The following is a 21,134-nucleotide window of genomic DNA, read 5'->3' as shown; positions in this document are numbered from 1 at the left end:
CTGGACGGTCCGTTAAAGGATGTCTTGCCGAGTGGCAATCCTACGCTTGCCTGTCCTCACGAGTTCCACCGGCCTGTGCGGCGGCTCGTACCTGCGGGGCGAGTTCGGCGATCGTGCCGAGCACCCCGTTGACGAATCCGGGCGAGTCGTCGGTCGACAGTTCTTTGGCCAACTCGACGGCCTCGTCGACGATGACCTCGGGGTCGACGTCGTAGGAGTTGAACAGTTCCCACGTCGCCAGACGCAGGATGGCCCGGTCGACGGCGGGCAGCCGCGGCAGCGTCCACTCCTTGAGGTGGGATGCCACGACGGCGTCGATCTGCGGGTAGTCGGCGTCGATCCCCTCGATCACCGTCGCCGTGTAGTCGTGCACGGTGCCGACGCTCTCGTCGTCGAGCACCAGCTCCCGGCGTTCGGCGATCAGCGACAGCGGCGACACGCCTTTGGCCTCGGCCTCGAAGAGCAGGTCGACGGCGCGTTTGCGGGCCTTGTGCCGGGTTCCCGAATGCTTCACGTGCGGCGGGCGTCAGCTGTTGACGCGGCCGAGGTAGCTGCCGTCGCGCGAGTCGACCTTCAGCTTGTCGCCGGTGTTGATGAACAGCGGTACCTGGATCTCGGCGCCGGTCTCCAGCGTCGCGGGCTTGGTGCCGCCGGTGGAGCGGTCACCCTGCAGGCCCGGATCGGTCTGCGCGACGACGAGTTCGATGGTCACCGGCAGCTCGATGAACAGCGGAAGTCCCTCGTTGAGCGAGACCTGGACGGTCATGTTCTCCAGCAGGAAGCGCGATCCGTCGCCGACGGTCTCCGGCGACAGCGGCAGCTGCTCGTAGGTCTCGGTGTCCATGAAGACGAAGTCGGAGCCGTCGTTGTACAGGTAGGTCATGTCGCGCCGGTCGACGGTCGCGGTCTCCACCTTGACGCCGGCGTTGAAGGTCTTGTCGACGATCTTGCCCGACATCACGTTCTTGATCTTGGTGCGCACGAATGCGGGTCCCTTACCCGGCTTGACGTGCTGAAATTCCTGGATCTGCCACAGCTGGTTGTCCATGCGCAGCACGAGGCCGTTCTTGAAATCTGAGGTAGTCGCCATCGGCGTCGCCTTCCTGTTGACACCGTCGCGCCGGTGCCGAGGGCACTGCCGGCGCCGCCCGACGTCGTCGGGCAGCACGGCGTGTGCCATCGTCACAGGACGGTGAACGTCTTGTCGGTAGTGGTCAGCAGAAGCGGGTCGCCGTCGGTGACGACAAGGGTGTCCTCGATGCGGACGCCACCTGCGCCGGGCACGTAAACACCAGGCTCCACAGTTACTGCTGCGCCGAAGGGCAGTGTACCGGTAGCCAGCGATCCGATTCCCGGCGCTTCGTGTATCTGCAGGCCGACGCCGTGGCCGAGGCCGTGCACGTAATGCTCGCCGTGCCCGGCGGCGGCGATCACCTCACGTGCGGCGGCGTCGATTCCACGCAGGTCAGCACCGGGTTTCAGGGCGTGCCGACCGGCCGCCTGGGCTTGTGCGACCAAGTCGTAGATGTCGGTCTGCCAGTCGGCGGCGTGATCGAGCACATAGGTGCGGGTCATGTCCGAGTGGTAGCCCCCGATCACCGCCCCGAAGTCGAGTTTGACGAAGTCCCCCGGCGCGAGCACCGCCTCGGTCGGCCGATGATGCGGAATCGCCGAGTTGGGCCCGGTCGCCACGATCGTCTCGAAGGCGATCGCGTCGGCGCCGTGGGCGTACATCTGCCATTCGAGCGTGCGGGCGACGTCGCGTTCGGTGCGGCCGGGTGACAGCACGCCGTCGGCGATGATGGTGGCCAGTGCCTGATCGGCAGCGGCGCACGCGCGGGTGAGCAGGTCGATCTCGGAGGAGTCCTTGACCTCGCGCAGCGCCTCCACCACGCCCGACGTCGGGATCAACTCGAGTCGCCCGTCGAATCGCTCGGCGAGACGCTGGTAGGCGGCGACCGACAGCGCGTCGCCTTCGACGGCGATCCTGCGCAGCCCCTCATCGCGCGCCGCGTCGAGCAGCGCCCCGACGACGTCGCGCTCGATGGTGGTCGGGAGGTCGGGGCTCTGCTGGGCGATCTGGGTGAGGTAGCGGCCGTCGGTGGCGATGGAATCCGGGTCGCCGGCGGCGTCGGCGCGGCACAGCAATGCGGCGTTCGATCCGGTGAATCCGCTGAGATATCGGACGTTGATCAGGTCGGAGACGACGATCGCGTCGACGTCGAGCGGTGCGAGTGCCGTGCGGACTTTGTCACGACGAACCCGCTGACCTGTGGATATCGATTCTGCCATGGCTGACAACTTACGCCGCACTACACGAATATGCGGGTTGTGATTCCCTTCACGATTACCGTTGAGTACGCTAACCCCATGAATTCGTGGTTGCTCCGTGGTGTCATCATGTCCGCGGCACATATCGTCACCCGGGTCGTACTGGGCATCCTCATGGTGAACGCCCCGCTGCACGGCACGGTGTGGAAGACGGTCGGCGTGGCCATCGTGGTATTCATCGCGATCATCGGCGGTGGCATCGACGGTCTGCGTGACGCGCAGGCCCACGAGGACCCCGACGACTACGAGGATCTCACCATCCGCTGGCTGCGGGCGGGCCTGTTCGCCGGCTGGGTCGCCGGACTGGTCTGCTGGCTGCTCGGCAAGTTCGTCTTCGCCGGTATCGGCGAGGCGAGCTTCTGGATCGAGATGACCGCGGGTGCGTTCTTCACCGCCCTCATCATCTTCATCCCCGCATTCGCCGGCGCCAGCGTCGGACGCATGCTGGTCCGCCGCCAGCAGCGCAAGAGCCAACCGCCGTCGGACGATTCCGACGCCGGCGGGGCACGCTTCGCCGACGCCCGCGTGAGTCACTGACTCACCCGCACGCTCACTGAAACCCCCAGGCCACCGGCCTGGGGGTTTCGTTTTGCCCCGAGCCTCTTGCCGCACGCCGTTTCCGCATGCTAAACCAATAGAACGAGCGTTAGATCGGCCCATCGCCAACTGCTCATCGACGCGTCATCACCCCGCCCTCGAAAGGTCGCACAACCATGACCGAAGCCGTCATCGTCGACGTCGCCCGACTCGCCTCCGGAAAAGGCAAGCCCGGCGGCGCCCTGTCGGGTACCAAGCCCGTCGAGCTCCTCGCCCACGTACTGCGCACCATCGTCGAGCGCAACGACCTCGATCCCGCACTCGTCGACGATGTGATCGGCGGCTGCGTCGGACAGGCCGGCGAGCAGGCGCTCAACATCTCGCGGACCGCGGCGCTGTCGGCCGGCTTTCCCGAGTCGGTGCCGGCGACCACCGTGGATCGCCAGTGCGGATCGAGCCAGCAGGCCGCGCACTTCGCCGCACAGGGCGTGATCGCGGGCGCGTACGACATCGTCATCGCGGCCGGCGTGGAATCGATGAGTCGCGTCCCGATGGGCTTCACCACCGTCGGACAGCGTCCCTACGGCCCGTCGATCGACCAGCGCTACCCACAAGGGCTTGTGGGACAAGGTATTTCAGCCGAACTCGTCGCCGCGAAGTGGAAGTTCGACCGTGCCGCGCTGGACGCCTTCTCCGCCGAGTCGCATCGTCGTGCGGCGCAGGCGATCGCCGACGGCTTCTTCGATCGGGAGATCATTCCGATCGACGTCGTCGGACCCGACGGCAGCACCCACCCGCACACCGCCGACGAGACCGTCCGCGCGGGCACCACCGCCGAGGGGCTGCGTGGCTTGAAGTCGTCGTTCTACTCCGAGGAATTCGCGCAGCGTTTCCCCGACCTGGGCTGGCACATCACGCCGGGCAACTCCTCGCCGCTGACCGACGGCGCGTCGGCCGCCCTGATCATGAGCGACACCATGGCATCGAAGCTCAACCTCACGCCACGTGCGCGCTTCCATTCCTTCTCGGTGGCCGGGGACGACCCGATCTTCATGCTGACCGCGCCGATCCCGGCGACGCAGAAGGTGCTGGCCCGCTCCGGACTGTCCATCGACGACATCGACGCCTACGAGGTCAACGAGGCGTTCGCGCCGGTCCCGATGGCGTGGGCACACGAATTCGGCGCGGACCCCGCCAAACTGAACCCCCGTGGCGGCGCGATCGCCCTGGGCCACGCCCTCGGATCGTCGGGTACCCGGCTGCTGTCGACGCTGGTCAGCCACCTCGAGGCGACTGGCGGACGCTACGGACTGCAGACCATGTGCGAGGGCGCCGGAATGGCCAACGCGACCATCATCGAGCGCCTGTAAGTCCTCGTGACCGACTGGCGCACAACCGATCCCGTACCGCTGACGCCCATCCTGGCGGCGGCCAAGGCGGCATTTCACGCGCGCGGCTTCCACGGCACCTCGACCCGCGACATCGCGTCGCGGGCCGGGGTGTCGCTGCCGACGCTGTACTACCACCACGACAACAAGGAGGGCATCCTCCTGGCCGTCCTGCTCACCGCGATGGACTCGGCGCTGCGCCGAGTGACCGCCGCGATCGACGACGGCGACACCGTGATCGAGCAGTTCTCCAACGGCATCGAGGCGGTCGTCCTGCACATGACCACCGACCGCGAGCTGGCCACCAGCGAAGACGAGATCCGCTACATCGAGTCGGATAATCCGTTGCGCCACAAGTACATCGGCATGCGAACGACCCTGCAGGATCAACTCGAAGACGTCCTGCTGCGCGGACTCTACGCCGGTGACTTCCAGTTCGACGGCGACGTGAAGAACCTGCTGCGCTATCTGCTGGGCGCGTGCCGGTCGGCCGCCGACTGGTACCGGCCCGGCGGCGAACTCACACCGGCCGACGTCGCCGCGTCGTATGTCGAGACCTCCCTGCGCGCCGTCGGCGCGCGCCAACCAGCCGAACCCCTTCCCATCTCCCAGGAGCAGTGAAAGCCATGAAACGCACCGTTTTCGAGCCCGAGCACGAGCAGTTCCGCGAGTCCGTCCGCGCCTTCATCGACCGTGAGGTCGCACCGTATTCCGCGGACTGGGAGAAGGCCGGGGTCGTCGACCGTGACGTCTACCGCAAAGCCGGCGAGGCGGGGCTGCTCGGCTTCAACGTGCCCGAGGAATTCGGCGGCGCGGGCATGTCCGACGATTTCCGGTTCAACGCGATCGTCGCCGAGGAGCTGGGCCGATTCGGCGGCAGCGCACCGGGATTCACCCTGCAGAACGACGTGATCGTCCCCTACTTCCTGCATCTGGCCAACGACGAGCAGCGCGCCCGGTGGATGCCCGGCATGGCGTCGGGCGAGACGATTCTCGCCATCGCGATGACCGAGCCCGGTGCGGGCAGCGACCTCGCCGGCATCAAGACTTCGGCCAAGCTCGACGGTGACGACTACATCGTCAACGGTTCCAAGACGTTCATCTCGGCCGGTATCAACTCCGACCTCGTCGTCGTGGTGTGCCGCACCAATCCCGAACCGGCCGCGGGGCACAAGGCGTTCTCCCTGATCGTCGTCGAGCGCGGGATGGCGGGTTTCGAACGCGGACGCAATCTCGACAAGATGGGCCAGAAGGCTCAGGACACCGCGGAGCTGCACTTCGACGACGTCCGCGTCCCGCGGGCCAATCTGCTCGGCGAGGAGAACAAGGGCTTCTATCACCTGATGCACAACCTGCCGACCGAACGCCTCTCGATCGGCATCTCGGCCATCGGCGGTGCACGCGCCGTGTTCGACGAGACATTGCAATACGTCAAGGACCGCAAGGCATTCGGCCAGCCGATCGGCTCGTTTCAGGCCAACCGATTCACCATGGCCGAGATGGCGACCGAACTCGACATCGCCGAGCAGTACATCGACCGCTGTCTGCGTGCCGCGGTCGATGGCGAACTCACCGCGGTCGACGCGTCGAAGAACAAGTGGTGGTGCACGGAGCTGGCGAAGAAGGTCATCGACAACTGCCTGCAGCTGCACGGCGGATACGGCTACATGAATGAATACCGGGTGGCCAAGGCCTACACCGACGCCCGCATCCAGACGATCTTCGGCGGAACCACGCAGATCATGAAGGACATCATCGGGCGCGACCTGGGCCTGTAGCGCTCGATCACGCGCCCGGCGTCGCGCGCGAGAGCCGGGCGCGGATGTCGTCGCGAAGTGCCTTCTTGTCGATCTTGCCGACCTTCGTGGTCGGTATCTGCGCGACCAGCTCCAACCGTTCGGGAATCTTGAAGTGTGCCACGCCCGCCGATTCCATCAGGGTGATGATCTCGTCGAGCGTCACGTCGGCACCCGACGCCGGGGTGACGTAGAGGCATAGCCGTTCCCCCAGCACGGGATCCGGCATGGCGACCGCCGCGGCCATTTCGACGCCGGGGACCTGATAGGCGAAGTTCTCCACCTCCTCGGCGGAGATCTTCTCCCCGCCCCGGTTGATCATGTCCTTGTCGCGACCCGCGACGACGAGGTTTCCGTCGGGTCGGCGCACCACGATGTCTCCGCTGCCATACCACCCGTCCGGGGTGAATGACCGCGAATTGTGTTCTGCCGCACGGAAGTAGCCGCGCGGCGTGTACGGTCCGCGCGTCAGCAGCCGGCCGGGGGCGCCCTCGGGCACATCCTCGCCGCGTTCGTCGACGACTCGTACTTCGTCGGCGACGCTGACCGGACGCCCCTGCGTCGTCTCGATGACGTCGGCCGGGTCGTCGAGCCTGGTCATGTTGATCAAGCCCTCCGCCATGCCGAAGACCTGCTGCAACCGCGCCCCGAGCACCGGCTCGACGCGCGCCGCGAGTTCGTCGGGTATGCGTGAGCCGCCGACCTGCAGTACCCGCAGTGAGTTCGCCCGCAACACATGATGTTCGCGCTGGTACTCGATCCAGGCCTGGGCGACGGCGGGGACCGCGGCGGTCGCGGTGACACCGTGCGCCTCGATCGCCTCCAATGACCTGCGCGGCGACGGCGTGGCCAGCAACACCACCACGCCACCGGCGAACCAGGTGCCGAGGATTCCCGGGCACGCGAGCGCGAAATTGTGGCTGCACGGCAGCGCACCCAGATACACGGTGTCCGAATCGAATTCGGATGTCTCATTGCACGCGAGGATGTTGTACGCGTAGTCGTCGTGGGTCCGCACGATCAACTTCGGCAGTCCGGTGGTGCCGCCCGACAACAGCAGGCAGGCGACGTCGCCTCCGGCCGGCAACGGGAGCCCGTCTACGGGATCGCCGCCCGACGGAGCGGCCAAGCAGTCCGCGAGCGAGTATTCGGCGACGCCGGTCGGCCCCGACGACAGCTCACCGTGCAGAACGACGAACTCCACCGACGGCGCGTCCGCCGCGACATGCTGTGCGACGGCCCGCAGGTCGGTATCGCGGTCCCGGTCGGCGACGACGAGCGCACGGGCGTCGCTGAGGATGGCGAGGTGGGTCAGTTCGCTGCGCCGATGCGCGGGCATCGCCATCACCGGGATGACGCGGGTCCGCATACACGCGAGGAGGAACGCCGCGAACTGCCATCCGTTCGGCAATTGGACCACCACTCGATCACCCGGCCGGAGACCGAGCCGCGTGAGTCCGGCGGCACCCGCCGACGAGCGATCCCACAACTGCCGGTAGGTCAGTGTGCAGTCGCCGTCGATCAGCGCCGTCGAATCCGGTTGCGCACCAACCCGATCGGCGATGTATTCGGGTACCGACCGGTCCGCCCAGTAGCCTTCGGCGCGGAATGCGGCAGCATCGGCGTCGGGCCAGCGCACGACGCCGTCGATCTCGAGGGGAACGCGTCGTGTCATCGTCGCGCCTCCGGTTCGTAGGCGAGCGCGTCGGCTCGGCCCGACAGCACGATGGTTGCCGCGTTGTCACGTTCGTCGACAGCGCGTCGTGCACGGATCGACGCGGCGGAATCGACGATGACCGTCGGGATGCGGTGCCGCAACCGCACGTACTCCGACGACAGCGCCCGGGTCAACGGCGTCCCGCCGCGCACCGCGACGACGGCCGGTGTGGTCGCGGCGATCTCGTCGAGTCGACGTCGGTCCGCGGCGGCCAGGGTGATCACGTCGGCCGCAGGCGCGTCGACTACCCGGCCGGGTTCGGACGACGGGCCCGCCGTCGCGGTGAGTTCGGCGGCTCCGTCGCTGAGCACCAGTCGATCTTCGGCGACGGCCGTCGTCGCGAGCAGGCGACGTCGCAGGAGGACGTCCCCCAGTGGCAGAGGCGTGTCGAGTGGGTCGCTGCCGTGTTCCTCCCGCCACTTGGACTCGACGTCGGCGACGAACCCCGGATCGCGGCGTCGGATCTTCTCCGCCGAGATGGCGCGGCTGAAGAAGTGGAAGCTGAACTGCGACGGCGACAGCGACCGGTAGTACTCGCCGAAGTGATCCCACCACGACAGACTCGGCACCGAGGAGTCCTGGATGTGGGCCACTCGGGGACGTCTGATCGATTCGAAGTCGGCGATCGCGGCATCGAGGTCGTCGGGGTGCGCGGCCACCGAATCAGCCAGTGCCGCTGCGTCCTCCATCGCCATCTTGGTTCCGGACCCGACCGAGAAGTGCGCCGTGTGCACGGCGTCGCCGATCAGCACCACGGGGATGTTCGACGCCGTGCGCGCGTGCCATCGTCGGGTCCGGCGGGTGCGGAAGTTGGCCCACCGAGAGTTGTTGGCTACCAGGGGATGTCCGTCGATGTCGGCGGCGAAGAGATCTGTCAGGTAACGCTGGGTCTTCTCATCCGAGACCCCGGGTGGTGCCGATGTGTCGAACTCGTCGAGTCCCGCGGCGCGCCACGTCTGTTCGTCGGTCTCGACGATGAACGTCGACAGGCCCGAACCGATCGGGTAGGCGTGCACGGCGAAGTTGCCGTGTGCGGACTGGCGATGCAAGAAGGTGAGGCCGTCGAACCGGAAGGTCGTGCCGAACCAGATGAACTTCACCGACGCGGCCTCGACCGAGTGGTCGAGCGAGTCGACGAACCGCTCGCGTGTGGCCGAGTTCGCTCCGTCCGCCGCGACGATGAGATCGTAGCCGCCGCTACGCGCGAGCGCGTCGACGTCGACGGCGGTGTCGTAGTGGATGTGCGCGCCGAGTTCGGTTGCCCGCGCACGCAACGCGTCGAGCAGCACCCGACGGTGAACGGCCGACATGCCGTTGCCGCCCGCCGAATGAGACTGACCGTGTGCGCGCACGTCGATGCGGTCCCAATGAGTTCCCTGAACGGCGAGGGTATCGCGCAGCACCGGATCCACCGCGTCGATGTTGTCGAGGGTGGCGTCGGAGAAGACCACCCCGAACCCGAAGACGTCGTCGGCGCGGTTGCGCTCGAAGACGTCGACATGCGTGCCGGGCAGGCGCGTGGCGAGGGTGATCGCGGCAAACAGCCCGCCTGGCCCACCCCCGATGCAGGCGACTGAGAAGTTGTCAGAAGTCATGTGACGTAACGCCCCTTAGGTGGATTGCCACCGACCCACGAGCCGGCGACCGGACTCCTCAACTATGTAACAGTAGATCTAATTTCGTCAAGCAATTTGTTACATATCAAGCTCTCGCCCGCTTTCGACGGTCCGGACGGCCTCCTCGGCGGACGCCCGCAACGCGTCATGGGCCTCCAGGAACACCTCGTGGGCCTCGCGTCCGCGCCACCCGGCGGGCAGGAGCACGTCGGGCAGATCGGGATCACGGAAGGGGAACCGGCGATAGTCGCCGATGAGCCTCATCCGTTCGACCAGCGCCGCCCGGCCCGACAGGCCGCGCCGATAGGCGGCCAGATTGGGACGGAAGCGGTCGATGAAATCGCGATAGTCGTGGCCGAGATCGGTGAGATCCCAGCAGGTTTCGGCGATCAGCCGATCGTCGGTCAGGCTCGGCGTGCCCGCGTGCAGGAAGGTGACACTCGATTCGTCGTCGGTGGCGAGCATCTCGCCGAGTCGTTTGCGGCGATCGTGCGGCGAGAACCACGTCCCGCCTGAATAGCAGCCGAATCCACACCAGCTCAGCGACGTCTCGATGCGTTTTCGACCGTCGCGCGACAAGTCGTCGTCGCGCAGCAACGCCTGAGTCCACGTGCGATTCCAGTCGGCGAACGTGCGGTCGAAGATCCGGTCGCGCCCTTCGTCGAGCAGTTGCCAACTCTTCGCATTGAGCCGATAGGTGACGGCGCGGCCATCCTTGTCGGAGTCGAACCAGCCGTCCTTGCGCAGCCGCGTCATCACCACCCGAACGGTTGCCGGCTCGACATCGAACACCGACATCAGCTCGGTGAGCACGGCGAGTCGGGCGGCCCCGCCGGTGTAGCGGAAGTAGTCGCCGTACAGATCGAAGACGATCGATCGTGGCCGCATCGCAAACCCCTTTCGGGCTCGGGAGTATTGAGTGATCAGCTCGACGCACTATTCCAGAGCCGGTCTCAATATTATGTGACATTGATCTTGACGCAATAGATGATCATGTTACATAGTGAAATCACTCACGCTCATCCCTTTCATCGGTGCGCCCCGGAGCGCGCCGACCCAGCCGCGCCACCGCGCGATCACGACCATTTGGAGGTCCCGATGACCGACGCACCCGCCGTTCCCGAACCCACGACCGCAACCGTCGAATCCGCCGACGGCACGTCGATCGGCTACCTCAAGCTCGGCTCCGGCGCCCCGATCGTCTTGGTTCACGGCAGCATCTCGACCGCGGAGACCTGGTTGGCCGTCGCGGCCGAACTCGCCGCCGACCACGCCGTGTACGTTTTCGATCGCCGGGGTCGCGGACGCTCGGGCGACGCCGACGCCTACACCCTGACCACCGAGACCGAGGACATCAACGCCGTACTCGCGGTCGCGGCCGAACAGACCGGTGCCACGCCCGCGTTGCTCGGCCATTCCTATGGGGCGATCTGCGTCTTGGAGGCCGTGCGCACGGGAGCCGACGTCGCATCGGTCGTACTCTACGAGCCGCCGCTGCCGGTCGACGGCCCCACCGCCGGCGTCCATCTGCGCGATTACGCCGACGCCGTCGACGCGGGCGACTACGACCGTGCGATGCGCGTTGCGGCACAACACTTTCTACGCATCTCCCAGGACGAGACCGACGGACTCGCGGCGACGCCGCTGTGGCCGCAATTCCTCGCGCTGACCCCCACCTGGACGCGCGAGCTGGCGGCAATCGACGCGACCGACTCGCTGATCGGCGAATACGCGGCCCTCCCCGACCGCACACTGCTACTCGTCGGCGGAGAGAGCCCGAGCCACCTCGTCGGGGCGTCGACCTACCTCAAGAACAACCTGCCCAACGCGACCGAGGTGGTCTTCGAGGGCCACGGCCATTTCGCGAATCTGATGGACCCGGCCGGCGTCGCCGAGTCCATCCGCACGTTCGTAGACGGGTAGGCCTGAACACAGAATCCGTCACCTCTTCAGCGCGAACAACGCCTCCAGCACCGCCCGCAAGGCGGGATTCGCATCGTTTCGGCGCCAGGCCGCACGTAGGTCGACGTCGGGGGCGTCGTCGGCGAGCGGTACAAACGAGACGTGGGGTTCGCGGACGTTGCGCGCCACCGACGCCAACGTCAGGTGCGCCCCGACTTCGGCACTCACCAGCGCGAGGGCGGTCTGGGTGTCCGGCGCGATCTGGATGATGTTGGGCACGAAACCGTTGACCTGAGCAAGCCGAAGGAGTCGGTCGGGCATGATCGCACCTTCGTGCAGCGGGAGCGAGACGAACCCGTCGTCGGACAGGAGCCCGATCGACACCTGCGGTTCGCAGGCGAAGCGATGCGTGTCGGGCAGCGCGACGACGAGCGAGTCACTCATCACGACGTCGGTCGCGATCTCGGCGGGCACGATGTCCCAGCGGCCGAGTGCCAGATCGGTGTCGCCGATCGCGACCTTCTTCATCGCCGGCTGAGCGAAATTCTGGCTCGACAATTCGAGGTGAACGCCGGGGTGCTCCGCGCGCACCGCGCGTGCGAGTTCGGCGACCAGCATGTGCGTCGACAATCCGGCGAACGCGATGCGCACCTCGCCTACTTCCGCTCCGGCCGCGGCGCTCACCGCGGCTTCGGCACGATGGACGGCGGCGAGGACGTCGCGAGCCGGAGCCACCAGCGACGCTCCCGCCGAAGTGAGCTGTACCGATCTGGTGTTCCGGTTGAACAGCGTCGCACCGAGCTTGCGCTCGAGCTGTTTGATCGTTCGGCTCAGTGGTGGCTGGGCCATATGCAGGCGAGCCGCGGCCCGCCCGAAGTGCAGTTCCTCGGCGACCGCCAGGAAGGCTCGGATGTCGGACAGTTCCATCCGAGTTCTCCAATTCAGACCACATGAGTATCGCAGCACGACCAATTAGATATTGGACTGATCATAATAGATCGACCATAGTTATGACCATGGTCACCTACACGCCCGAAGTCGACGACGACACGTTCGCCGAGATCCTCACGCAGATCAATCAATTCGTTCGTTCCCGGGTGGTGCCCCGCGAGAACGAGATCATGGCGACCGACGCCATTCCGGCGGATCTGCGCACGCAGGCCGCCGACATGGGGTTGTTCGGATTCGCGATTCCCCAGCAATGGGGCGGGCTGGGCCTCGACCTGATGCAGGACGTCGAGGTCGCCATGGCCCTCGGCTACACCTCGCTGAGTGTGCGGTCGATGTTCGGCACCAACAACGGCATCGCCGGTCAGGTTCTCGTCGGATTCGGCACCGACGAGCAGCGAGCGCGATGGCTGCCGGGCATCGCCGCGGGCGACGTCGTGGCGTCGTTCGCGCTCACCGAGCCCGGCGCGGGCTCGGATCCGGCCGGCTTGAAGACCACCGCGCGTGCCGACGGGGACGCCTGGATCATCAACGGCGGCAAGCGATTCATCACCAACGCGACCGAAGCCGACCTGTTCGTGGTGTTCGCCCGCACCGACCCCGCGCCGGCGACCGGCAACGGCATCGCAGTCTTTCTCGTCCCCGCGGATTCGCCCGGCCTTCAGGTCGGGGTCAAGGACCGGAAAATGGGCCAGGAGGGTTCGCGGACCGCCGACGTCAACTTCACCGACGTTCGCGTCGGACCGGAAGCACTCGTCGGCGGCGACGCCGCGGTCGGCTATCGAGCCGCGATGACGATCCTCGCTCGTGGTCGCGTGCACATCGCCGCGGTGGCTGTCGGACAGGCGCAGCGGGCACTCGACGAATCCGTCGCCTACGCCGCGGCCGCGACGCAGGGCGGCACTCCGATCGGAGACTTCCAACTCGTTCAGGCGATGATCGCCGACATGCAGACTTCAGTGATGGCCGGTCGGGCGCTGGTCCGCGACGCCGCCAAGGCCTGGGTACACGACACCGACCGCCGAATCGCTCCGTCGGTCGCCAAACTCTTCTGCACCGAGATGGTCGGCAAAGTCGCCGACCTCGCCGTCCAGGTCCACGGCGGCACGGGCTATATGCGCGAGGTCCCCGTCGAGCGCATCTACCGCGACGTGCGACTGCTCCGGCTCTACGAGGGCACCAGTGAGATCCAGCGCCTGATCATCGGCGGCGGCTTGATCCGCGCCGAGAAGAAGAAGTCTTCGTGACCGCTCCGCTGGACGGATTCACCGTCGTGTCGCTCGAACAGGCGGTCGCGGCACCGTTGGCGACCCGCAACCTCGCCGACCTCGGGGCCCGCGTCATCAAGATCGAACGCGTCGACGGCGGCGACTTCGCCCGCGACTACGATCATGTGGTCGCGGGCACCGGCGCGCATTTCGTGTGGCTCAACCGGGGCAAGGAGTCACTCGCGGTAGACGTGAAATCGACACGGGGACAACAGATCGTGCGCACGCTCATCGACGACGCCGACGTCTTCGTGCAGAATCTCGCGCCCGGCGCGGCGGCGCGGCTCAACCTCGACGCCGCGAGTCTGCGCGCCGACCATCGCGAACTGGTCGTCGTGAACTTGTCCGGCTACGGCACCGGCGGTCCGCACGAGCAGCGCAAGGCCTACGACATGCTCATCCAGGCCGAGTCCGGCCTGATCTCACTGACCGGCACCACGCGGGACGCGGTCAAGACAGGGATCCCCACCGCCGACATCGCCGCCGGAATGTATTGCGCGCAAGCGGTTCTCGCAGCCCTGCTGCGACGGCTCCGCACCGGTGAGGGAGCCGAGATCGAGGTATCGATGTTCGAGTCGACCGTCGAGTGGATGGGACACTCGATGTACACGCAGATGTACACCGGTACGCAGCCGGCGCGAATGGGCGTGAGCCACAGCGCCATTGCGCCGTATGACTCCTACCCCACCGCAGACGGCGACATCCTCATCGGCGTGCAGAGCGAGAACGGCTGGCGGGCGCTGACCGTGGATGTACTCGGCGCCCCCGAACTGACAACCGACGCCAGGTTTCTCACCAACGTCGAGCGGGTCCGGCATCGTCACGAGTGCGACGCCGCAGTCGCCGCGCTCACCCGACGGTTCACCACCGCCGAACTCGACTCCCGGTTGGCCCGCGCCGGCGTCCCCGCCGCCCAGATCAGCCAGATCGCCGACATGGTCGACCACGAACAGCTGCGGGCCCGCGACCGGTGGCGGACGATCAACACCGAGAACGCCGAAGTACCGGCGTTGGTCCCGCCCGCGACCTTCGCCGACCACGACGCCGCCATGGGCGACGTCCCGGCGCTCGGAGCGCACAGCGTCGAACTGCTGAGGCAGATCGGGCTCGAGCCGACCGAGATCGATGCGCTGCTCGCTGCCGGCGTCGTCGGCGCACCACCGAAAACAGTTACGGCACAGACTATTTGACCATCCGCTCGACACCGCTTCGACCAACGAGGAGACACTCATGCTGCAGGACAAGACCGCTGTGATCACCGGCGGCGCGCAGGGCATCGGTCTGGCGATCGCCCAGACCTTCGCCGAGAACGGGGCGCGGATCGTCATCGGCGACCTCAACGAAGAAGCCGCCAAGGCCGCCGCCGCGACACTCCCCGACGCCATCGGCGTAGGCTGCGACGTATCCGACTCCGCCGACGTCGAGCGGCTTCTCGCCGCGGCCGTCGAGACGTACGGCTCGCTCGACGTCATGGTCAACAACGCGGGGATCACCCGGGACGCGACGATGCGCAAGATGACCGAAGCAGACTTCGACGCGGTCATCTCGGTCCATCTGCGCGGCTGCTGGAACGGCACCCGGCTCGCCGCCGGGATCATGCGCGAGAACGGCGGCGGCTCGATCGTGAACATGTCGTCGATCTCCGGCAAGGTCGGTATGGTCGGGCAGACCAACTACTCGGCCGCCAAAGCAGGCATCGTGGGTCTCACCAAGGCCGCGGCGAAGGAGGTCGCACATCTCGGCGTGCGGATCAACGCCATCCAGCCGGGGCTGATCCGTACCGCGATGACCGAGGCGATGCCGCAGAAGGCATGGGACTCCAAGATGACCGAGATTCCCATGCAGCGCGCCGGCGAACCGTCTGAGATCGCTTCTGTCGCACTGTTCTACGCGTCGAGCATGTCGTCGTACATGACCGGCACGGTCGCCGAGGTGACCGGCGGTCGTCATCTGTGAAATCTGCCGCTGGTTGAGGCCTGGATGACCATTTCGCTGGTTGAGGCCTGGATTCACCGATGGAGAACTCATCTCGCTGGTTGAGCCGGACGAGGCGCTAGCCGAGTCCGTGTCGAAACCTCTCAGCCACAACGACTTTCGACGGTCCGCGCCAATATCGACGACTTTCACCCGGCAAGTGTCGCGTGTGCACCCTTCGGATGCACACGCCTCGATGTTCGATACCATCGCAGTTCGACACGTGCGCTACCATCAAATGCATTGTGGTACAGGGGTTTCGACACGCTCGTCGCTAACGCTCCTCGCGGCTCAACCAGCGGAGTGGCCCGACCGGTGAAACCAGGTTGAACCAGCGGACGGGTGCCATCGGTGAATCCCAGCTCAACCCAGCTCAACCAGCGGAGAGCGCCTGCAAAGTAGACGAGCGCTCCTTCGACTCGCTCCCGTCGCGCAATCGACACAGAAGCCCGGTCAGCGCACGATGCCGAGCCGACCCGCCTCGGTGAGCCAGCTGCCGAACTCCGAGAGCACGTCCTTGTACAGTTCTTCGTCGGAATGCGCGTCGACGTCGTCGATCGGAAAGAAGCCGGCGTTGTCGATCACGCGGCCGGTCATCGTATCGAGTTGGGTCAACACCCCGAAGTTGTTGCGCCCCAACCCGATGAACTGCCAGAAGATCGGACGCGACGCCGCGTCGGTGATGAGTTTGCGGATGGCGGGCACCTTGCTGTGAAAGCCGCCGTCGGTGAAGAACAGCACGAGGACCGGCGAGGTGCCCGCGACGTCGTCGACGACGGCGGTCATGATCGGCAGTTCCTTGTTGTAGCCGCCGATCACTCGCCCGTAATCGATCGGCGGCGACAGCCGTCCGCCGTGCACCCCGGTCAGGTGGATGAACGTATCCGTCCACTCCTCGGCGTTCTCCACGGTGACGTCGGGCAGTTTCGCATACCCCGACCCGTACAAGTAGGTCTCCAGGCTGCCGTCGTCGTCGAGCTGAGTGGCGACCGGGATCATCCGCTCGACGACGCGGCGCACCGTGCCCTGGTCGAACAGCGGCCGCATCGACAGGGTCTTGTCGATGACGAGGATCACCCGGGCACGCACCCCGGCCACTCCCTTCGTCAGCAGCACCTTATGCACGGCTTCTTTGCGCAGGTTGAGCACCTTGCGCTTCTCCAGTGACAACTTCTCCTCGCCTTTGACCATCCGGATGGTCGGCGCGCCAACGGAATTCGCGGCAGGCGCGGCTTGCGGTTCCTCATCGACGACGACGCCGTGCTCACGCACGAGCGCCGCGAAGCCGGCATCCCAGCCGGCCGACTCGCTGCGGATCTTCCAGACGCCGTTGCGGCGGTAGATCTCGACGAGCACCGCCGCTCGCTCGGTGGACAGGCCCTCGGCGGGTGCGACGATCACCGACGTTCCCGCCGTGACCGTCGTCGTCAACGCGACGGCGCCCAGATCGGACTCCGCCGCCACGGCGACTGCGACACGCTCGATGTCGTCGGGCAGCGCGGCGAGATCGACGGTCACCGTCGACGGCCCGGCCAGCACGACGGCCCCCTCGGGCGAGCGCGGCTGATTGAAGAAGACGAGGTCTGCGTCGGAGCGGACTCTGCGGTCGGCGCCGAGTTGGAAGGCGAGGACGTCGACTCCGGTGCCGCTGAGTTCGATGCGCAGCGGGGCGACGGCAGGCAGGTCGGTGTTCTGTCCCCGGGTCAGGGTCGTCGAAGTCATGTGTTTCCTTCTCGATCTGGCGTTCGCCGATCACTGTAGTCGTCCCGCGCCGCGATGGTCGTCGACGCGAACGACGTCGGCGTCGACGACCCGCCGGTCGGCGGGAATCGCGCGCCGCTCTCGTCGCTTTGGCGGGTGGGACCGCAGCCCCGCACGCCGTTCACTGAATGTCATGACAGATATCGCCACACCCGTTGGAGTGCCGCTGCCGCGGCCGCCGTACGATCCGGAACTCGTTGCCGGTCTCGCCGCGATGCGAACCATCGTGCCGGCCCTGAAGATTGACACCTTGGAGGAGATTCGGGCGCTCACTAAGAACGGCATCCCCGGGGCGCCGCCGATCGACCTCACCGCGGGCGGGCGGGTGGTCGTCGACGAGCTCACCATCTCCACACCCGACGCCGAGCTGCCCATGGTCGTGCTGTCCCCCGCGCAGGGCGACGGTCCGTGGCCGCTGATCTACTTCATCCACGGTGGTGCGATGGTCGCCGGCGGACGGCATCTCGGCCTCGACGACTTTCTCTCGCACGTCGCCGACGGCACCGCCGTCGTCGCATCCCTCGACTACCGCCTCGCTCCCGAACACCCCGATCCCACGCCCGTCACCGACTGCTACAACGGCCTGACCTGGTGCGTCGAGCACCACGACGATCTGCGCATCGATGCCTCGCACGTCATCGTCGCAGGCACCAGCGCGGGCGGTGGCCTGGCCGCGGGCGTCGCGCTGATGTCGCGCGATGCGGGTACGCCGGCTCTGACTCACCAGATCCTCATCTGCCCCATGCTCGACGATCGCTACGCGACACACAGTTCGGTGATGCTCGACGACGACGGAAGCTGGGACAGCATCGGCACCCTATTCGGCTGGACCGCGTTGCTCGGCGACCGCCGGGGCGGCGACGAGGTGTCCTACTATGCGGCGCCGACGCGCGCGACCGTCCTCGCCGGCCTTCCACCGGCCTATCTCGACGTCGGCTCGGCCGAGGGGTTCCGCGACGAAGTGATCGACTACGCCGCGCGATTGAGTCAGGCCGGAGTCAGCGTCGATCTGCACATGTGGGCGGGCGGCTTTCACGGCTTCGAGAACATCTCGACGGCCGCAGTCTCCCAGGCATCCGCATCCGCCCGCAACGACTTCATTCGGCGCGCGCTGCGCGGTTAGGCCGACGCCGCGCCACGCGGTGACCGAAACACCGCCCCACCTTGGAAGGAAACATGAGCACCAATCCCGCACTCGACGACATCACCCCGGTTCGTCCGCCCTTCGACGCCGAACTCGTCCCCGTCCTGCGAGCCTTTCGCAGCACGATTCCATGGCTCGCCGACGACACCGTCGCCGAGATCCGGCGGATCTCAGTCGAAGGACTGCCCGGTCGGCCACTCCCCGACCTGACCGCCGACGGCCGGGTCGACGTCGCCGAAATCACCGTCCCCGGGCCCGACCGTGAGCTCGAAATGACCGTCCTCACTCCGACGACGGGTTCGGGACCGTGGCCGTTGATCTACTACATTCACGGCGGCGGCGTCGTGTCGGGGAACCGCTACAGTGCGCTCGACGAGATGCTTGCCTACGTCGTCGAAGGCAAGGCGGTCGTCACCTCGATCGAGTATCGCCTCGCCCCGGAGAACCCGCATCCCGCGCCGTCCGACGACTGCTACGCGGGCCTGCGGTGGGCCGCCGAAAACGCCGAACGGCTGCGGATCGACGTCGACCACATCCTGACCATCGGTTTCAGTGGCGGCGGCAACCTGGCCGCAGCGGTCGCGCTGATGGCCCGCGATCGCGGGTTCCCGACGTTGACCCATCAGGTGCTGGGTTGCCCCATGCTCGACGATCGTCTGCAGACTCACAGCGCACAGATGATGGACCGCGAAGGCGTGTGGGATCGGACCGAGAATCTGTGGGCCTGGACCGGAATCCTCGGTGACCGCCGCGGCGGCGACGAGGTGAGTCCGTACGCCGCGCCCGCGCGCGCCGATGACCTGGCCGGACTGCCGCGAACCTTCATCGACGTCGGCTCGGTCGAGAGCTTCCGCGACGAGGCCGTCGACTACGCACAACGGCTGTCGCAGGCCGGCGTGTCGGTCGATCTGCACATGTGGGGAGGCGGCTTCCACGGCTTCGACATCGGGATCCGCCAGCCCGCGCTGTCGCAGGCGTCGATCAACGTCCGCGACGAATTCATCCGGCGGGCGCTCGAACGCTGATCTCGGGCGCGTCGGGTCGGCGGTTCACCGCTGACCGGCCGCGGCAGAGGCGATCGCCGACGCCACGGCGTCGAGTGCGGGCGTGCGCAGCGACCACTGCTGCCAGTACAGCTCAACCTCGACGCCGGGGTCGTCGACGTCGAGGACGACGAGTTGGTCGCCGAGTCGCCTGCGCCAGCCGCTCGGCACCATCCCCCAGCCCATGCCGAGTCGGATCGCATCGATGAACTCCGACGACCCGGGCACCTGGTGACGCCTCGCCTGGTCCACTCCGCGACGTCGGAGAAACTCGTTCTGCAGTTCGTCTTTGCGGTCGAAGTCGACATACGGCGCCGCACCCAAGGCAGCGGAGGTGATCGGGCCGTCGAACCAGCGAGCGACGAAATCCGGTGCGGCACAAGCCCGGTAACGCATGACGCCGAGTCGGGTCACCGTGCAGCCCTGCACGGCACGCGACTGCGAGGTGATCGCAGCCATCACGGTGCCCGCGCGCAGCAGGTCCGCGGTGTGCTCCTGATCGTCGCGGTGGATGTCGATGCAGATCGTCGGCCAGTCGGCTGTCACCCGCGCCAGAGCGGGTAGCACCCAGGTGGCCAGGGAGTCCGCATTGACCGCCAGCGGGATCACCGTCTGGGCGTCGGCTCCGAGGTCGCGTACGACGTCGGCGGCGAGAGCGTCGACCTGCCGCGCCAACCGCAGCACCGCGGCGCCCGCGTCGGTCACCTGGATCGGCCGCGACCGCACCAGCAGTACCCGACCGGTGGCCGTCTCCAGCGCTTTGATCCGCTGGCTCAGCGCCGACGGGGTGATGTGCAGATGCCGCGCGGCGGCGTCGAATGTGCCGAGGTCGGCCGCCGCGGTGAGTGCGCGCAGGTGCGCGAGTTCGAAGTCCATCGTCTCCCGGTCCGTCGCCTTCTACAGAACTGCTAATGGTTATTCAGAAACATTAACTGGTCTTCATACCGTCGGCGACCTAGCGTGAAGGTCGTGCTCATTTCCGCTTTCGCCGGCTTCGGTTTCGGCTTGTCGCTCATCGTCGCCATCGGCGCCCAGAACGCCTTCGTGCTTCGGCAGGGACTAGTACGAGCCCATGTGCCGCACACCGTCGTGGTGTGCGCGCTGTCCGACGTCGTGCTGATCGCCGCAGGCGTCGCCGGCGTCGGGACGCTGCTGCACCACGCGCCCGCCATGATGGTGGCGATCCGCTGGGCCGGGTTCGCGTTCCTGGCCGGATATGCGCTGCTCGCCGCCCGCCGGGCGCTGCGGCCGACGGCCCTCGTCGACGCGGCCGAGTCGACCGTGCGATCGGCCGGCGCGGTGATCGCGACCTGCCTGGCGCTGACGTGGCTCAACCCGCACGTGTACCTCGACACCGTCGTGCTGCTCGGCTCGGTCGCGACCGCGCAGGGAGCGGGCCGGTGGTGGTTCGGCGTCGGGGCGATGCTCGCGAGCCTGAGCTGGTTCGCCGCACTGGGATTCGGCGCCCGATATCTGCGCCCCCTGTTCGCCTCGCCGCGAGCATGGCAGGTGCTCGACGCCGCGATCGCGGTCGTGATGGGCGTGCTGGCGGTGCGGTTGGTGATGGGGTGAGGGTCGACGACTCGCCGCCAGAAAGACAGGCCGCACTCGGGTGATTGCACTCTGCCCCGTCACCGGCGCCGAGGGAACATTCACCCCACCACCGCTGAGCAGGCAGACTTCAGCGTCAGTGCAGTCGGCCCGGCGGA

General features: G+C 67.0%; 21 protein-coding genes. 11 read left to right on the top strand and 10 right to left on the bottom strand.

Features of this window, described 5'->3' with window-relative positions; translation table 11 throughout:
• Positions 1–40: 40 nt before the first annotated feature.
• From nusB to HH308_RS04260, 3 genes are all read right to left on the bottom strand, one after another.
• Positions 41–514: a transcription antitermination factor NusB gene (gene nusB, locus HH308_RS04270; RefSeq protein WP_170192923.1), complete on the bottom strand. Its 474-nt coding sequence runs from the start codon at positions 512–514 to the stop codon at positions 41–43.
• 12 nt (positions 515–526) lie between these two features.
• Positions 527–1,090, bottom strand: coding sequence for an elongation factor P (efp, locus tag HH308_RS04265; RefSeq protein WP_170192990.1), 564 nt, complete (start codon positions 1,088–1,090; stop codon positions 527–529).
• 92 nt (positions 1,091–1,182) lie between these two features.
• Positions 1,183–2,292 (bottom strand): M24 family metallopeptidase, encoded by a 1,110-nt coding sequence (locus tag HH308_RS04260; protein ID WP_170192922.1) that lies wholly within the window; start codon positions 2,290–2,292, stop codon positions 1,183–1,185.
• Positions 2,293–2,370: 78 nt separating this feature from the next.
• Here HH308_RS04260 and HH308_RS04255 point away from each other — a divergent pair, with 78 nt between their 5' ends.
• From HH308_RS04255 to HH308_RS04240, 4 genes are all read left to right on the top strand, one after another.
• A complete protein-coding gene (locus tag HH308_RS04255; RefSeq protein WP_170192921.1) occupies positions 2,371–2,868 on the top strand; it encodes a B-4DMT family transporter in 498 nt (165 codons plus the stop codon).
• Positions 2,869–3,044: 176 nt separating this feature from the next.
• A complete protein-coding gene (locus HH308_RS04250; protein WP_170192920.1) occupies positions 3,045–4,238 on the top strand; it encodes a thiolase family protein in 1,194 nt (397 codons plus the stop codon).
• A gap of 6 nt (positions 4,239–4,244) precedes the next feature.
• Complete coding sequence (locus HH308_RS04245; RefSeq protein ID WP_170192919.1) at positions 4,245–4,877, top strand: TetR/AcrR family transcriptional regulator; 633 nt, start codon at positions 4,245–4,247, stop codon at positions 4,875–4,877.
• Between the two features lie 5 nt (positions 4,878–4,882).
• Positions 4,883–6,034, top strand: coding sequence for an acyl-CoA dehydrogenase family protein (locus HH308_RS04240; RefSeq protein ID WP_170192918.1), 1,152 nt, complete (start codon positions 4,883–4,885; stop codon positions 6,032–6,034).
• 7 nt (positions 6,035–6,041) lie between these two features.
• Here the strand turns inward: HH308_RS04240 and HH308_RS04235 are convergent, their stop codons facing one another.
• The 3 genes from HH308_RS04235 to HH308_RS04225 all read right to left on the bottom strand — a co-directional run bounded on the left by HH308_RS04235 (position 6,042) and on the right by HH308_RS04225 (position 10,273).
• The gene (locus HH308_RS04235; protein WP_170192917.1) at positions 6,042–7,727 is read right to left on the bottom strand and encodes a (2,3-dihydroxybenzoyl)adenylate synthase; all 1,686 of its coding nucleotides are present in this window, start codon (positions 7,725–7,727) and stop codon (positions 6,042–6,044) included.
• Complete coding sequence (locus HH308_RS04230; protein ID WP_170192916.1) at positions 7,724–9,364, bottom strand: FAD-dependent monooxygenase; 1,641 nt, start codon at positions 9,362–9,364, stop codon at positions 7,724–7,726. The genes HH308_RS04235 and HH308_RS04230 overlap by 4 nt, the downstream gene beginning before the upstream one ends.
• A gap of 99 nt (positions 9,365–9,463) precedes the next feature.
• A complete protein-coding gene (locus tag HH308_RS04225; RefSeq protein ID WP_170192915.1) occupies positions 9,464–10,273 on the bottom strand; it encodes a PaaX family transcriptional regulator in 810 nt (269 codons plus the stop codon).
• 210 nt (positions 10,274–10,483) lie between these two features.
• Between HH308_RS04225 and HH308_RS04220 the strand changes: the two genes are divergently transcribed.
• Complete coding sequence (locus HH308_RS04220) at positions 10,484–11,308, top strand: alpha/beta fold hydrolase (RefSeq protein WP_170192914.1); 825 nt, start codon at positions 10,484–10,486, stop codon at positions 11,306–11,308.
• Positions 11,309–11,326: 18 nt separating this feature from the next.
• Here HH308_RS04220 and HH308_RS04215 read toward each other — a convergent pair whose 3' ends face one another.
• A complete protein-coding gene (locus HH308_RS04215; protein WP_170192913.1) occupies positions 11,327–12,214 on the bottom strand; it encodes a LysR substrate-binding domain-containing protein in 888 nt (295 codons plus the stop codon).
• Positions 12,215–12,303: 89 nt separating this feature from the next.
• On the opposite strand from HH308_RS04215, the gene HH308_RS04210 reads away from it, so the two are divergent.
• Genes HH308_RS04210 through fabG form a run of 3 tightly spaced genes read left to right on the top strand, consistent with a single transcriptional unit; the run spans position 12,304 to position 15,459 of the window.
• The gene (locus tag HH308_RS04210; RefSeq protein WP_170192912.1) at positions 12,304–13,482 is read left to right on the top strand and encodes an acyl-CoA dehydrogenase family protein; all 1,179 of its coding nucleotides are present in this window, start codon (positions 12,304–12,306) and stop codon (positions 13,480–13,482) included.
• The gene (locus HH308_RS04205; protein WP_170192911.1) at positions 13,479–14,693 is read left to right on the top strand and encodes a CaiB/BaiF CoA transferase family protein; all 1,215 of its coding nucleotides are present in this window, start codon (positions 13,479–13,481) and stop codon (positions 14,691–14,693) included. The genes HH308_RS04210 and HH308_RS04205 overlap by 4 nt, the downstream gene beginning before the upstream one ends.
• A 40-nt stretch (positions 14,694–14,733) precedes the next feature.
• Entirely contained in the window at positions 14,734–15,459 is a 726-nt protein-coding gene (fabG, locus tag HH308_RS04200; RefSeq protein ID WP_170192910.1) for a 3-oxoacyl-ACP reductase FabG, read from the top strand.
• Positions 15,460–15,930: 471 nt separating this feature from the next.
• Here fabG and HH308_RS04195 read toward each other — a convergent pair whose 3' ends face one another.
• Both HH308_RS04195 and HH308_RS04190 read right to left on the bottom strand, forming a co-directional pair.
• Positions 15,931–17,199, bottom strand: a complete 1,269-nt coding sequence (locus tag HH308_RS04195) for a vWA domain-containing protein (protein ID WP_170192909.1) — start codon at positions 17,197–17,199, stop codon at positions 15,931–15,933.
• Between the two features lie 30 nt (positions 17,200–17,229).
• Positions 17,230–17,373, bottom strand: coding sequence for a hypothetical protein (locus HH308_RS04190; RefSeq protein WP_170192908.1), 144 nt, complete (start codon positions 17,371–17,373; stop codon positions 17,230–17,232).
• On the opposite strand from HH308_RS04190, the gene HH308_RS04185 reads away from it, so the two are divergent.
• Positions 17,372–18,361, top strand: a complete 990-nt coding sequence (locus tag HH308_RS04185; RefSeq protein WP_170192907.1) for an alpha/beta hydrolase — start codon at positions 17,372–17,374, stop codon at positions 18,359–18,361. The genes HH308_RS04190 and HH308_RS04185 overlap by 2 nt on opposite strands.
• Before the next feature lie 53 nt (positions 18,362–18,414).
• The gene (locus HH308_RS04180; protein WP_170192906.1) at positions 18,415–19,407 is read left to right on the top strand and encodes an alpha/beta hydrolase; all 993 of its coding nucleotides are present in this window, start codon (positions 18,415–18,417) and stop codon (positions 19,405–19,407) included.
• A 24-nt stretch (positions 19,408–19,431) separates the two neighbouring features.
• Here HH308_RS04180 and HH308_RS04175 read toward each other — a convergent pair whose 3' ends face one another.
• On the bottom strand, positions 19,432–20,301 hold the full coding sequence (locus tag HH308_RS04175) for a LysR family transcriptional regulator ArgP (RefSeq protein WP_170192905.1): 870 nt from the start codon (positions 20,299–20,301) through the stop codon (positions 19,432–19,434).
• A gap of 84 nt (positions 20,302–20,385) precedes the next feature.
• Between HH308_RS04175 and HH308_RS04170 the strand changes: the two genes are divergently transcribed.
• Complete coding sequence (locus HH308_RS04170) at positions 20,386–20,997, top strand: LysE/ArgO family amino acid transporter (protein WP_170192904.1); 612 nt, start codon at positions 20,386–20,388, stop codon at positions 20,995–20,997.
• The last annotated feature ends 137 nt before the right edge of the window (positions 20,998–21,134 follow it).

The sequence above is a fragment of the Gordonia asplenii genome (assembly GCF_012933505.1).
Taxonomy (GTDB): Bacteria; Actinomycetota; Actinomycetes; order Mycobacteriales; family Mycobacteriaceae; genus Gordonia; species Gordonia asplenii.
This window is presented reverse-complemented; position numbering and strand designations above follow the sequence as displayed.

What these genes read in the sequence shown, in the direction of transcription:
- HH308_RS04255 (WP_170192921.1), top strand. Translation starts at nt 2,371, where the DNA reads ATGAATTCGTGGTTGCTCCGTGGTGTCATCATGTCCGCGGCACATATC.
- HH308_RS04190 (WP_170192908.1), bottom strand. Translation starts at nt 17,373, where the DNA reads ATGACATTCAGTGAACGGCGTGCGGGGCTGCGGTCCCACCCGCCAAAG.
- HH308_RS04210 (WP_170192912.1), top strand. Translation starts at nt 12,304, where the DNA reads ATGGTCACCTACACGCCCGAAGTCGACGACGACACGTTCGCCGAGATC.
- efp (WP_170192990.1), bottom strand. Translation starts at nt 1,090, where the DNA reads ATGGCGACTACCTCAGATTTCAAGAACGGCCTCGTGCTGCGCATGGAC.
- HH308_RS04215 (WP_170192913.1), bottom strand. Translation starts at nt 12,214, where the DNA reads ATGGAACTGTCCGACATCCGAGCCTTCCTGGCGGTCGCCGAGGAACTG.
- fabG (WP_170192910.1), top strand. Translation starts at nt 14,734, where the DNA reads ATGCTGCAGGACAAGACCGCTGTGATCACCGGCGGCGCGCAGGGCATC.
- HH308_RS04185 (WP_170192907.1), top strand. Translation starts at nt 17,372, where the DNA reads ATGACAGATATCGCCACACCCGTTGGAGTGCCGCTGCCGCGGCCGCCG.
- HH308_RS04240 (WP_170192918.1), top strand. Translation starts at nt 4,883, where the DNA reads ATGAAACGCACCGTTTTCGAGCCCGAGCACGAGCAGTTCCGCGAGTCC.
- HH308_RS04225 (WP_170192915.1), bottom strand. Translation starts at nt 10,273, where the DNA reads ATGCGGCCACGATCGATCGTCTTCGATCTGTACGGCGACTACTTCCGC.
- HH308_RS04195 (WP_170192909.1), bottom strand. Translation starts at nt 17,199, where the DNA reads ATGACTTCGACGACCCTGACCCGGGGACAGAACACCGACCTGCCTGCC.
- HH308_RS04235 (WP_170192917.1), bottom strand. Translation starts at nt 7,727, where the DNA reads ATGACACGACGCGTTCCCCTCGAGATCGACGGCGTCGTGCGCTGGCCC.
- HH308_RS04220 (WP_170192914.1), top strand. Translation starts at nt 10,484, where the DNA reads ATGACCGACGCACCCGCCGTTCCCGAACCCACGACCGCAACCGTCGAA.
- HH308_RS04180 (WP_170192906.1), top strand. Translation starts at nt 18,415, where the DNA reads ATGAGCACCAATCCCGCACTCGACGACATCACCCCGGTTCGTCCGCCC.
- HH308_RS04230 (WP_170192916.1), bottom strand. Translation starts at nt 9,364, where the DNA reads ATGACTTCTGACAACTTCTCAGTCGCCTGCATCGGGGGTGGGCCAGGC.
- HH308_RS04175 (WP_170192905.1), bottom strand. Translation starts at nt 20,301, where the DNA reads ATGGACTTCGAACTCGCGCACCTGCGCGCACTCACCGCGGCGGCCGAC.
- HH308_RS04260 (WP_170192922.1), bottom strand. Translation starts at nt 2,292, where the DNA reads ATGGCAGAATCGATATCCACAGGTCAGCGGGTTCGTCGTGACAAAGTC.
- HH308_RS04250 (WP_170192920.1), top strand. Translation starts at nt 3,045, where the DNA reads ATGACCGAAGCCGTCATCGTCGACGTCGCCCGACTCGCCTCCGGAAAA.